A 12728-nucleotide genomic window follows, 5' to 3' on the forward strand; every position below is an offset into this window, starting at 1 on the left:
CCTGCGGCGTGCACTTGCCAGCTGCATGCGAACCAACCAAAGCGAGGAAAACACCCGTGTCCAACTTTTCGTGGGGACCGCAGGACATCAGTGCTCCGGCCCGGAAAACCCTCCCCAAGGTCGGGGCAGAGGCCGGTCTGGTGCTCGAGGATGTGCAGAGCGGCTGGGTCGGAGCCGTGGTCCGGGTGGAGAAGTCCGGCGGACTGCATCTGATGGTGCTGGAGGACCGGCGGGGAAAAACCAAGTCGTTTGAACTGGGTTTCGGCTTCCTGCTCGACGGCGAGCCGGTGGAAGTGATCCCGGCGGTCAAGGCGGCGGCACCCGTGTCCCGGCGGACGGCGTCGGGCTCCGTCCGGGTGGACAATGTGCGGGCGCGCACCGCCAGGGCCAGCCGCATCTGGGTGGAAGGAAAGCACGACGCCGAACTGGTGGAGAAGGTGTGGGGCGACGACCTCCGCGTGGAAGGCATCGTCGTCGAGCCCCTGCACGGAGTGGATGATCTGCATGCCGCGGTTCGGGACTTCAGCCCGGGCCCCGGCCGCCGGCTGGGCATCCTGGTGGACCACCTGGTGTCCGGCTCCAAGGAGTCCCGCATCGCCGCCGAAACCATGGCGGTCCCCGGGGCGCGCGGAAACGTGCTGATTGTGGGGCATCCGTACGTTGATGTCTGGCAGGCCATCAAGCCGCAGACCATCGGCCTGACCGCCTGGCCGGTGGTCCCGCGGCACGAAGACTGGAAGACGGGCATCCTCAAGGGCCTGGGCTGGCCGCACCGGGACCACACGGACGTGGCGATGGGGTGGAAGAAACTGCTGGGCAGCGTCAACTCGTACGCCGATCTGGAGCCCTCGCTGTTGGGGCGGGTGGAGGAAGTCATCGACTTCCTGACCGTTCCCTAGCGAACCGCGCGCCGCGTCGGGTACCGGAGACGGGACCCGTTGCCAGTAACCTAGTTGAGGTACAGGGCAGTAAACCGATCCGATCCGATCTGCACAGTTTTATCTGCACAGTCTCACCGGGTTTATCTGCACAGTCTCACCGGGTACCGCGAGTCCAAGCATTGGCCCCAGGGCATAAGACCAAGGCGTCCAGAGTCACAAAGGAAACAGCAGTGTCGAACATCCGTCAGAACCACCACCCGCAGCCCGATGACCGGGGTTCCGGCGCTCGTCCCGCCTACCAGGGAGCGCCCGCCAATGCGCTGCCCCTGACGGCCTCGGAGGACCGGCAGTGGGCAACCATGGCGCACTTCGGCGGCATCCTGGGTTTCATCCCGGCCCTGGTCATCTTTCTGGTTTTCCGCGACCGCGGCCCCTTCACCGCCCAGGAGTCCAAGGAAGCGCTGAACTTCACGCTGCCTCCCACCATCGTTGCCCTGGTGGCTTGGCTGCTGTCCTTCATTCCGGTAATCGGCTGGGTCTTCGCCATCCTTAACGCCCTGCTCTGGGTCATCATTGCCGTTTCCTCGGTGGTGGCCGGCATCGAGGTCAACCGCGGGCGCCCTTACCGGTACCGCCTGAACCTGCGCCGCATCACGTAACGGGCATTCACCTCAGACAGGCCAAAAAAGAAGGACCCCGGCCGGCATCGCTGCCGTCCCCCGGGGTCCTTCTCTTGTTGGATGCCTCTTGTCCCGGTCCGGCAGCCTGTCCTAGTCCGGCAGCCTGTCCTAGTCCGGCAGCCTGTCCCGGTCCGGCAGCCTGTCCTAGTCCGGCAGCAGGCGGCGGACGACGGCGTCGGCGAGCAGGCGGCCCTTGGTCGTGAGCAGCACGCGGCCGGTCAGGGCAGCCCTCGGGTCCACCAGGCCGTCGGCCATCAGGCCCGCGACGGCGAGCCGGCCGGAATCCTTCAGCCGGGACAGCTCCAGGCCCTCCGCAAGCCGGGTGCGCAGCATGACGTCTTCCACGTACCGGGTGTCGGCGTCGAGGGTTTCGCGCCCCACCGCCGGCGACTCCCCCGCCGCAAGCCGCTGCGCGTAGGCGGTCGGGTGCTTCGCGTTCCACCAGCGCACGCCGCCGGCGTGGGAATGCGCGCCGGGACCGATCCCCCACCAGTCATCGCTGCGCCAGTACGCCAGGTTGTGGCGGCAGTGATCAGAGGGTGTCCGGGACCAGTTGCTCACCTCGTACCAGGACAGTCCGGCGGCCGTCATCATTTCGTCGGCCATGAGGTATTTGTCCGCGTGGTCGTCGTCGTCGATCGGCGGCACCTCGCCGCGCCGCATCCGTGCGGCCAGCTTGGTGCCGTCCTCGATGATCAGCGCGTAGGCCGAGATGTGGTCCGGCTCGTAGCTGAGCGCCTCCTTGACGGAGACTTCCCAGTCCGCGAGGGACTCTCCCGGCGTGCCGTAGATCAGGTCGACGCTCACGTTCAGGCCGGCGTCGCGCGCCCACTTCACTGCCTGGGGAACCCGCGACGGCGTGTGCGTGCGGTCCAGGACCGCCAGGACGTGTGGGACCGCTGACTGCATGCCGAAGGAGACCCGGGTGAAACCGGCGTCGGCGAGCAGCTGCAGGGACGCGGGGGTGACCGAGTCCGGGTTGGCTTCGGTGGTGACCTCGGCGCCCGGTTCCAGGCCCCAGGCGTCAACGGCTGTCTTCAGGATCCCGGCCAGGTCCTCGGCGGGCAGCAGGGTGGGTGTTCCGCCGCCGAAAAAGACGGTGCCGAGCTTCCGGTCCGGCAAGCCCGAGGCCTTCAGCGCACGGGCGGCAAAGCGGACTTCCTGTTCCGCGGTGCCGCCGTAGGCGGCCTGCGAGGCGCCGCCGCCGAGCTCGGTGGCGGTGTAGGTGTTGAAGTCGCAGTAGCCGCAGCGGACGGCGCAGAACGGGATATGGACGTAAAGCCCGAAGTTCCGTTCGGCTGCGCCGGCCGCGGCCTGTGCTGGCAGGAGTCCGTCGGCGGGTGCCGGGTCTCCGAGGGGCAGTGCGCTGGGTGTCACTTCTTGGATTTGTCCTTGGATTCGTCGGAGGAAAGCGCTGCCACGAAGGCTTCCTGGGGAACCTCGACGCGGCCCACCATCTTCATGCGCTTCTTGCCTTCCTTCTGCTTTTCCAGCAGCTTGCGCTTACGGCTGATGTCGCCGCCGTAGCACTTGGCCAGCACGTCCTTGCGGATGGCGCGGATGGATTCGCGGGCGATGATCCGGGAGCCGATGGCCGCCTGGATGGGCACCTCGAACTGCTGGCGCGGGATCAGTTCGCGCAGCTTGCCGGTCATCATGACACCGTAGGAGTAGGCCTTGTCCCTGTGCGTGATGGAGCTGAACGCATCCACCTGTTCGCCCTGGAGCAGGATGTCCACCTTGACCAGGTCGGCGACCTGTTCGCCGTCGGCCTTCCAGTCCAGCGACGCGTAGCCGCGGGTCTTGGATTTGAGGATGTCGAAGAAGTCGAAGACGATCTCGGCCAGCGGCAGGCGGTACCGGATTTCCACCCGGTCCTCGGAGAGGTAGTCCATGCCGCCCAGGACGCCGCGGCGGGACTGGCACAGCTCCATGATGGCGCCGACAAATTCGTTCGGCGCCAGGATCGTGGCCGAGACCATCGGCTCGCGGACCTCTTTGATTTTGCCTTCGGGGTACTCGCTGGGGTTGGTCACCGTGACCACCTTCTTGTCCTCCAGCGTCACCTCGTACTCCACGTTGGGCGCGGTGGAGATCAGGTCCAGGTTGTACTCGCGCTCGAGCCGTTCACGGGTGATTTCCAGGTGCAGCAGGCCCAGGAATCCCACCCGGAAGCCGAAGCCCAGCGCCGCGGACGTCTCGGGTTCGTATACCAGCGCGGCATCGTTGAGCATCAGCTTTTCCAGTGCGTCGCGCAGCACCGGGTAGTCGGCGCCGTCGATGGGGTACAGCCCGGAGAACACCATGGGTTTGGGATCGGCGTAGCCTTCGAGGGACTTCTCGGCCGGCTTGGCCAGGTTGGTGACGGTGTCGCCGACCTTGGACAGCCGGACATCCTTCACGCCGGTGATGAGGTAGCCGACCTCACCGACGCCCAGGCCCTTGGACGGGGTGGGCTCCGGGGAACTGACGCCGATTTCCAGCAGTTCGTGGCTGGCGCGGGTGGACATCATCTGGATCCGTTCGCGCGGGGACAGCGAACCGTCGATGACGCGGACGTAGGTGACGACGCCGCGGTAGGTGTCATACACGGAGTCGAAGATCATGGCCCGGGCGGGAGCGTTGGGGTCGCCCACCGGTGCCGGAATCTCGCGGACAATCTGGTCCAGCAGGGCTTCGACGCCAACACCGGTCTTGCCGGAGACCCTCAATACGTCAGCCGGATCGCCGCCGATCAGCTTCGCCAGTTCCTCGGCGTACTTCTCGGGCTGCGCGGCCGGGAGGTCGATCTTGTTCAGGACCGGAATGATCGTCAGATCGTTTTCCATCGCCAGGTACAGGTTCGCCAGGGTCTGGGCCTCGATGCCCTGGGCCGCGTCCACCAGCAGCACGGCGCCTTCGCACGCTGCCAGGGAGCGGGAAACCTCGTAGGTGAAGTCCACGTGGCCCGGGGTATCGATCATGTTCAGGGCGTAGGACTCGCCGTCCACTTCCCACGGCATGCGCACGGCCTGGGACTTGATGGTGATGCCGCGCTCACGCTCGATATCCATCCGGTCCAGGTACTGGGCCTTCATGTTCCGATGCTCCACAACTCCGGTGGACTGGAGCATGCGGTCGGCCAGGGTGGACTTGCCGTGGTCGATGTGGGCGATGATGCAGAAGTTTCTGATGATCGCCGGATCCGTCGCGGCAGGCACCGGTGAGAAGCGGGCCATGGGTGACACTGTGGCGGTTCCTTTACTGTTCACAGGACTTCACGCGGCCGCGGCGGCGGGGCCGCGTGCGGGAACCGGCTTCGGCGCGGTTCGTCGGTTTTTCCTGGTGGTTTTAACTGCTGAATTAACAGTCTCCCACGTTTGCCTGTCCGTGCTGGAACCGCAGAAGGTAATAGCGTGGGGTGATGTCCTTCTCCAACCGTTCTCTTCTTTCCCTTGCCCGCGCAGCCCTTCGCCTGCTCACCCGTTCCGGCACCGCCTCTCCGACGCAGAGCCGGACCCAGCCCAAGGCACAGCCCAAATCCGCCGGCCGGACGTCGTCGCCGCAGAAACCGCAGTCCCGTGCGGCGTCAAAATCCGCACGCCGGACGACGACGCCGACGGCGGGCCGCTCCCAGCCGGCCGCCAAGCCGGGCGGAACGGGCGCTTACCCCGGCGATTTCCGCGGGGAGGTCACGCCCGTCTACGCCCCCTCGCCGGACGGCTCACCCGATCCGGGGGAAGTTGTCTGGGCGTGGGTGCCCTACGAGGATGACTATTCGCAGGGCAAGGACCGGCCCGTGCTGCTCATCGGCCACTCCGGGTCCCGGCTGCTGGCCCTGATGATGACCACCAAGGACCGCAGCAACAGCCGCACCTCCGATCCCGACTACGTCGATGTGGGAACCGGGCCGTGGGATGCGCAGGGCAGGCCGAGCGAGGTCAAACTGGACCGCGTGCTGCAGCTCGATCCCGCTGCCGTCCGACGCCAGGGCGCCGTCCTCTCCCCCGCCGCTTTCGAACGCGTCCGAAAGGCTTTTGCTGCCCGGAACTGACGGCACCGCGGCGGGACGTGCCGCCGCGCCGTCATGCGCTGACCACCCCGAACGGGCGGTTGTGCCCAAATTCTGCTAACATTTATTGCTGTGTGTCCGCGCAGGTCGACGGGCACTTCAGTTCAGGCGCCATTACGGTATCCCCACGCCGCTCAGTCAATGTCTGGGCTGAAATTCCCTCACCGACCAAGTCCGCAATACAAAGAGAGTTTATATAGTGGCCAATATTAAGTCCCAGAAGAAGCGCATCCTCACCAACGAGAAGGCGCGCATGCGTAACAACTCGGTGAAGTCCGAGCTGAAGACCGCAATCCGCTCCGTTGACGCTGCCCTGAAGGCCAGCGACAAGGATGCAGCAGTCGCAGCGGTGGCCAACGCCAGCCGCAAGCTGGACAAGGCCGTCAGCAAGGGTGTTATCCACAAGAACAACGCAGCGAACCGCAAGTCGGCCATCTCCAAGAAGGTCAACGCGCTCTAAGCAGTTGTTTTTGCTTTAGTCTTGTCGGTCTGGCCGGTCCCTTCGGGGGCCGGCCAGACTGCTTTAACCAGCTTTAATCCGGGATCACTAGTCCCGGAAAAACAGTCCCGGAGAATCTGTCCCGGACGCCGGATCAGCGCCCGGGGCCGGATTAGCGCCCGGCAGCCGCCAGGGAGATGACGGTGACCGCGTGCTCGACGGCGTAGACCGGATCCCGGCCGGCGCCCTTGACCTGCGCGTCGGCCTCGGCCAGAACCTGGACCGCTTTGATAAGGGATTCCTGCGACCAGTGCTGGGCATCACGCCGGGCCTGATCCACCTGCCACGGAGCCATGCCCAGTTCCTTGGCCATGGAGGCCGACGAACCGCGCAGGTTCGCCACCTTCGCCACGGCCCGAACCTTCATGGCCAGCGCACCGACCAGCGGGACGGGATCGACACCGGTGTCCAGGGCGTGGCGCAGCATGGACAGTGCCTGCCCGCCGCGTCCGGCCAGCGCCGCGTCGGCGACTTTGAAGGCGGTGGCTTCCACCCGGCCGCCGTAGTACTTCTCGACGAGCTCTTCGCTGATCTCTCCGGAGGCGTCGTTGATCAGCTGCCGGCAGGCTGCGGCCAGGTCCGCCAGCTTCGACCCCACTGCCGCCACCAGAGCGCGCGAGGCCACTGGATCGATCCGCCGGCGGGCAGCCTTGAATTCCTGCGACACGAAGTCCAGCTTTTCCGCGTCCTTTTTGAACGGCTGGCACTCCACCACGGCGGCTCCGGCCGACTTCACCGCGTCCAGGAGCTTTTTCCCCCGGTTTCCGCCGCCGTGGTGCATCACAAGCACGGCATCGGGAGCCGGATCTGACAGGTAGGCCAGGGTGTCGGTCAGGAAATCCTCGTTCATCGTGGCCAGGTTCGAGACTTCAATGAGTTTGGCCTCCCCGAACAGCGACGGGCTGGACTGCAGGGTCAGTTCACCGGCGTCATAGGCTGCGGCATCGAGGCGGACCAGTTCGGTGTCCGGCCGGTCCTGCCGCAGGGCCGCACGGATCCGTTCCATGGCCCGGCCGGCCAGATAATCCTCGGGGCCGCTGAGCAGCACCACCGGGGCCGGTTCGACCTCGCGCCAGGACACGGTTTTTCCCGCCGACTTGCCGGCAGGTTTCGCGGTGCTTCGCTTTGCTGACGGGACGGCCGGATTCACAGCGAACAGACTCCTGGGATGAGACAACGGAACTACGTTTGGGGAACACTCCAACATTACCTGCCCGCCCGGATGCCTGCCTTACGGAGCATGCCCGGTGAGACCGGGCGGGACCCTTCCAACGGCGTCACACCGTTGTTCCGTCTCCAATCCCACCAGCGCCAATTGGTTACTCATTGCAAGCTGAGCGACCCGGGATGACGACAACTGCCGGCTCCAGCAGGACGGACCATCGGGTGTTGATAGGACACCGAGATCCCGATTGCGGGAAGCACCCTCCAGTCGACTCGAAGCGGTTTCCCCTCTGACCACACACTAAGACTTGCACAAGGTCTGCTGGACACGTCAGTCTGCAAAATTGACACTTTTACGGCAGTCTCTGGCCAGATTAGTGTCGCATTCCATGGCTGTAGGCGTAGCCTTCCACCACGGATGCCGCCCGTTGCAGTCGGGTAGCCTCCTGCATCAGCGTCACCTGCATGACACTGCGGGGGTTCGTATGTTCGATACAGCACAGGTTGGCCTTTTCAAGCCGATCCTACCTTCGCTTTGGGAAGATCCCATTGACGTTGACTCGCGCCACGAAGCCACCGGAAGACCGTTCCGCGTGCGACGTCCGAGCTGGACATCGGGAGTACATGGCTCGCCCCACTGCACTTCTGGCGGCTATGAGTGGCATAGCTTCTCGCAGGAGTGGAAGACCAGCGTTTTTCCAAGCCGACGGACGTCTTGGTGGTTGCGACCAGGGTTAGCCGACACAAGCATAAGCCCAGGAGCCAATGCACATGGAAGATAAGAAGCGAGAGGCCATCATCCTGATTCACGGGATGGGTGAGCAGCGCCCCATGGACTCGCTGCGTAGCTTTATTAGGGGCTTACGGCCACACGATTATTGGAATAAACCCGACCGACTATCTGGTTCCTTTGAATTGCGCCGATTTACTTTTAGAAAGACTAATAATGGACCAATGGTCGACTGTTACGAACTGTATTGGGCGCACCACATGGATGACGGTAAATTCCGTGAGACCCTCCGCTGGGCCGTTACACTTGTGTTCCGAAAGCCTTTTTGGAAATTGAACCGAACCCTGCGAGGAATCGTTGGCGTCATACAAGTTGCAGGGCTCCTCATTGCACTGTTCCTCGGAATATCCCTACCCGATCAGGTAATTACAAAAGGACCAGTGGGCGCTTTACAGTCCTGGCAGACCCGAATAGCCCTGAGCCTTGTGATAATCGAGATCATCGCAGGACGGTTTCTTACCCGTTATCTCGCAGATTCGGCACGATATCTGACACCCCACCCCCGTAATGTCACAGCACGCAATAACATACGCTCCGACGGCTTGAAATTGCTGGGAAAGCTTCACGAGGACGGACGTTATGACCGGATTATAGTGGTTGGTCACAGCCTGGGAAGCGTCATTGGTTATGACCTGCTTCGGTTGGCTTGGGATGAACTCCGGCACCCTGATTCCGCCCACTATGGAAACCAACCCGAAGCTGGAGTATTTGACCAGCGTGCGCAGAAGCTTGGCAAATTGCCCAGCCCATCCCAGGTTGACAAGTACCAACAAGCCCAAGCACGACTCAGGGAGGAAAACCGAAAACGAGGGGTCCGCTGGCTGGTTACAGACTTCGTCACGCTTGGTTCCCCTCTCGCGCACGCTTCCCTTCTTCTTGACACACGCTCTGTAAAACTCCGGCAACGGCAGGATGAGCGCGAATACCCGCGATGCCCACCGACTATCGGAAAGGGGGACGAAAAATCTTTCCATGGAAGATCCTACGAAACAAGAGGCAAGACAAGGACCATGCAGGTTGCACACTCTGGAGCACCATTCGGTCCAACCCGCTGGTCGAATCTCTATTTCCCGGTGCAGTCCCGAGTCTTTGGCGATCCCGTAGGTGGACCTGTTGCTCCGGAATTCGGGCCAGGTGTGCGGGATATCCCCATACGGCTGTCGCTGACCGGATGGAGAGCTAAGGTCTACAAGCTTCTGTTTTTTCCTCACACCCGCTACTGGACTTATGACGCACCAAGCGTCGAGCCCAATGGCACGACCCGCAAACAGATGGACCACGCCACGGGAACCAAAGATGCGAACACCATCTTGCGCCATCTTTTAGGACTTTCTGGCCCCCAGCCTCAGACCTCTTCCCCAACTCCCACAGGGGCAAACTTGTAGCTGCGATACCGCAGCCACCGAGCAATTGGCCGAAGGTTCCCGTGAACTTCACGCGGCAAGACGTTCAGGCAGTCATCACGTTCGGGCAGTCATCCGTGGCCCTGTGAGCCGGGTGCGATAGAGAACGGGTTCCTTCATCTGGCATCGGGAGGCCCGGCAAGGCGTTGCGCTTCGCCTCATTGCCCAAGTGGCGTATGGGAGACCCCTTCTCGGCCCGAACGGACTCATCATCATGGATCAATGAGGCCATGCCACACCAGGAAGCAGAGCGCCCCGTTTTAGTGAAACCACCTTTCAGCCGCCGTGACCATTCTCATCCGCGAAGTGCACGGCGAACGAGCCGCCTAACCTTCACAGTTGTGCCGTCCGTTTGAAGGACGATCGAACCCAGCAGATCGGTGCGGGCCACGGCGGTGCCGGCCCGTTCCAGGGCGGAAAGAATCGCCGGGCCGGGGTGTCCGTAGTCGTTGTCGGCTCCAACCGAGATCAGTGCAAGACTCGGCCGAAGTTCTTCGATCAGCTGCGTACCGCCGTTCCGGGCTCCGTGATGGGGGACCTTGAGCACATCCACGCCGTCCGCTGCAAGCCACGCATGCCGGGACAACACCGCGGCTGCGGCCTCCTGCTCGATGTCTCCGGTAAGCAGCAGGGTGAGCTGTGGCCTGCCGGGTTGCGTTTTCGAGTCCGGCTGGTCCTCCGCGCCGACCGTGATCAGAACAACGGCGCTGGCGTCATTCTCAGTGGCCTGCGCACCGTTCCCGGGAGGCCAGAGTACTTCCCACTGGAGTGTGCCGATCCTGGCGGCCATGCCCTCCGTGAGGTGGACCATCTCTGCACCGGCCCCTTCCAATTCCTCCCGCAGCGGTCCGGAAAGTTGCTGCTCCGCGGTGGAATAGGCGATGCCGTGCACCTGCCGGTCCCTCAGCACGCCAGCGGATCCTCCATAGTGGTCCAGATGCGCATGGGAGAGGATGAACAGGTCCACCGTTTCCACGCCCAGCCGATCCAGGCACCGGTCCATGACATCCGGATCGGGGCCGGCGTCGATCACCACAGCCCGGTTTGGACCTGTCCGCACCACCAGGCCGTCGCCCTGCCCCACGTCGCACGCTGCGGCCGTCCATCCCGGAGGGGCCGGTCCGGGCAGCATATAGGTCCAGGCGGCCGATGCTGCGGGCGGCAGCAGCAGAAGGAGGGCTGCTGCCGGTACCGTTTTCCGCCACCCCGTCGCGGCATCCCTCCCCGACTCCTCCCACGCCGCGTCCGGCCGCCGGTGGGTGCGGCCCGAGGCTCGACGCCCGGACAGCAGCCGACCCATCCGCCGTTTCTCGCCATCTGTCCGTTCCTCGCCACCCGTCCGTTCCTCTCTACCCGGCCCCGCCCGCCAGAGAAGCCAGACGCCGGCACCGGCCGCGGCCGCCATGAGAAGGACTCCGGGTGCACCCGCCGGCCAGGGCAGCAGTGATCCCGGCAGCGTGCTGAAGGATCGGGCAACAAACGCGGTCCAAGCTGCTCCTGCCCCGGCTGCCAGCAGGAACGGGACCGCCAGCGCCGGAACAGTGGCCGCAAGGACGGCTGCTGCCATCCCGGCCACCGTCACCAGAGGTACCACTGGCGCAACTGCAACATTTGCCGGCAGCGAGAAAACCGGAACCTGAGGCTGCAGCAGCACAAGGACAGGAGAGCAAAAGAACTGCGCGGCCAGAGGCACGGCCAGGGCAGCAGCCAATGACCAGGGCAGGCGCCGGGAGAGGAGCTCGGTCAGGCGAGGTCCCAGCAGGATCAGCCCGGCAGTCGCCAGTACGGAGAGGATGAAGGCGTAGCTGCCGCTCAGCCAGGGATCCACGGCCAGCAGGACGGTGATGGACAGGCACAGCAAGGCTGCCGGCAGCTTTCCCCGCCCCGTCAGCACTGCAAGCGTTCCCAGGCTGCCCATCACTGCCGCCCGCAGAACGCTGGCATCGGGCCTGACGACAAGGACGAATCCGAGCAGCGCCAGCACTCCGGCGGCTGCTGCAACACTCCGCGGCAACCGCACCGAGCGGGCCAGCAGAAAGACGAAGGCGAGTAAAAATCCGCAGTTGGCCCCGGAGACCGCAACAATATGCGTTAGTCCGGTGTTTTTCATTGCACTTTCCAATGACGCATCGAGGGTGCTCCGGTCCCCCAGGGCCATGCCCGGCAGCAGGCCCGCAGCATCCGTTCCCACGACACCGGAGTACTGGCCGGCAGCAGCGGCAAAAGTGGTTCGAATCCGGGCGGTCTGCCCATACCAGCCGCCGGCGGGTTCCACGCGAGGCTGCCCGTTTGCATACAGCACGGCCACGGAACGCTCTCCCGGCGCGGTCGCCTGCAGGTTCCCCGCCGCGCTGAACGTGTCACCCAGATGGATGCTCCCGTAGCCGCTGTTGCCAATCACCAGAACCGTTGCGGCGGATGTGAACCGCTGTCCCCCGCTGGTCGCTTCCTCGAGCACGGTCTCCACCAGGAATCGGGAGTCTCCGCTGAACTGGTCAGCAGCGACGGCCCGGGCATCGGTTACGGCGCGAAAGTCGCCGGTGACCGCCGCTCCGTCGGCGATGGCGGCGGCGACGGGACCGGCGGTGCGTTCCGCCAGGAGCGCCCCGGCGCAGACGGAGACCAGAGAAGCAGCCGCCAGCGGAACGGCAGCGGCCCGGGCCAAGGTCCTCAGCAGCGGCCAAGGTCGGCCGGGGCCGGCCCGCCTCACTGCGAACCTGCGCTTCTGCAGCAGGAAAGCCATCGCCACCACAATCAAGGCCGTGCCGGCCAGGCCGAAGCCGGCGGCCGTGGCCGACGCACCCTGGTCGGCACGCACTGCCAGGGCGGCCGCGATCCAGGCGGCGGCGGCCACCGGCACCAGACGCAACTCCAGCAATGGGTGTATCTGCAGGCCGGACGGGGCATCCGATGCCCGCGCCCGTACGCGAAGCCGGTGCAACAGCCGGGACGCGGGGCCCGAACCTGCGGCCCGTGAGGCTCCGGACGGCCCGGAGGTCCTGGCCGAGCCTGCAGTTTTGGATGAGCCTGCTGCAGTGGACGAGCCTGCGGCAGTGAAGGAGTCTGGTGAATTGGAGAAGTCTGCCGTATTGGCCGAGCCCGCAGTGACTGCCGGCAGCTGCCCCTGGACCGCAGCGGCCGTGTACCGATGCCACCGGCTGCCCCGCCGGACGGGCCCGGGTTCATCGGGTTCACCCGGTTCATCGGGTTCACCCGGTTCGACGGGTCCCGGCTCACCCCGCCCCGGTTCAACGAGTCCC

At 64.7% G+C, this 12728-nt stretch carries 9 protein-coding genes; 5 read left to right on the plus strand and 4 right to left on the minus strand.

All coding sequences use genetic code 11. The features are described from left to right. The first annotated feature begins 56 nt into the window (after positions 1-56). Both QNO00_RS01990 and QNO00_RS01995 read left to right on the plus strand, forming a co-directional pair. Complete coding sequence (locus tag QNO00_RS01990) at positions 57-899, plus strand: DUF3097 domain-containing protein (RefSeq protein WP_284023456.1); 843 nt, start codon at positions 57-59, stop codon at positions 897-899. Between the two features lie 221 nt (positions 900-1120). Continuing rightward, positions 1121-1540, plus strand: a complete 420-nt coding sequence (locus tag QNO00_RS01995) for a DUF4870 domain-containing protein (protein WP_284023547.1) — start codon at positions 1121-1123, stop codon at positions 1538-1540. A gap of 165 nt (positions 1541-1705) precedes the next feature. On the opposite strand, the gene hemW is transcribed toward QNO00_RS01995, so the two are convergent. Both hemW and lepA read right to left on the minus strand, forming a co-directional pair. Continuing rightward, positions 1706-2938, minus strand: coding sequence for a radical SAM family heme chaperone HemW (gene hemW, locus QNO00_RS02000; RefSeq protein WP_284023457.1), 1233 nt, complete (start codon positions 2936-2938; stop codon positions 1706-1708). Continuing rightward, entirely contained in the window at positions 2935-4788 is a 1854-nt protein-coding gene (lepA, locus tag QNO00_RS02005; RefSeq protein WP_229965593.1) for a translation elongation factor 4, read from the minus strand. Before lepA ends, hemW begins: the two co-directional genes overlap by 4 nt. Positions 4789-4964: 176 nt before the next feature. Between lepA and QNO00_RS02010 the strand changes: the two genes are divergently transcribed. Together QNO00_RS02010 and rpsT are read left to right on the plus strand one after the other, a co-directional pair. After that, positions 4965-5594 (plus strand): type II toxin-antitoxin system PemK/MazF family toxin, encoded by a 630-nt coding sequence (locus QNO00_RS02010; RefSeq protein ID WP_284023458.1) that lies wholly within the window; start codon positions 4965-4967, stop codon positions 5592-5594. Between the two features lie 217 nt (positions 5595-5811). Next, positions 5812-6072, plus strand: a complete 261-nt coding sequence (gene rpsT, locus QNO00_RS02015) for a 30S ribosomal protein S20 (RefSeq protein WP_210229171.1) — start codon at positions 5812-5814, stop codon at positions 6070-6072. Between the two features lie 151 nt (positions 6073-6223). On the opposite strand, the gene holA is transcribed toward rpsT, so the two are convergent. Further along, positions 6224-7261 (minus strand): DNA polymerase III subunit delta, encoded by a 1038-nt coding sequence (gene holA / locus QNO00_RS02020; RefSeq protein ID WP_502862970.1) that lies wholly within the window; start codon positions 7259-7261, stop codon positions 6224-6226. A gap of 785 nt (positions 7262-8046) precedes the next feature. Here holA and QNO00_RS02025 point away from each other — a divergent pair. Further along, positions 8047-9450 (plus strand): hypothetical protein, encoded by a 1404-nt coding sequence (locus QNO00_RS02025; protein ID WP_229965590.1) that lies wholly within the window; start codon positions 8047-8049, stop codon positions 9448-9450. A gap of 313 nt (positions 9451-9763) precedes the next feature. Here the strand turns inward: QNO00_RS02025 and QNO00_RS02030 are convergent, their stop codons facing one another. Next, entirely contained in the window at positions 9764-12346 is a 2583-nt protein-coding gene (locus QNO00_RS02030; protein ID WP_284023459.1) for a ComEC/Rec2 family competence protein, read from the minus strand. Positions 12347-12728 lie beyond the last annotated feature (382 nt).

It is taken from the genome of Arthrobacter sp. zg-Y1219 (genome assembly GCF_030125545.1).
Classification (GTDB): Bacteria; Actinomycetota; Actinomycetes; order Actinomycetales; family Micrococcaceae; genus Arthrobacter_B.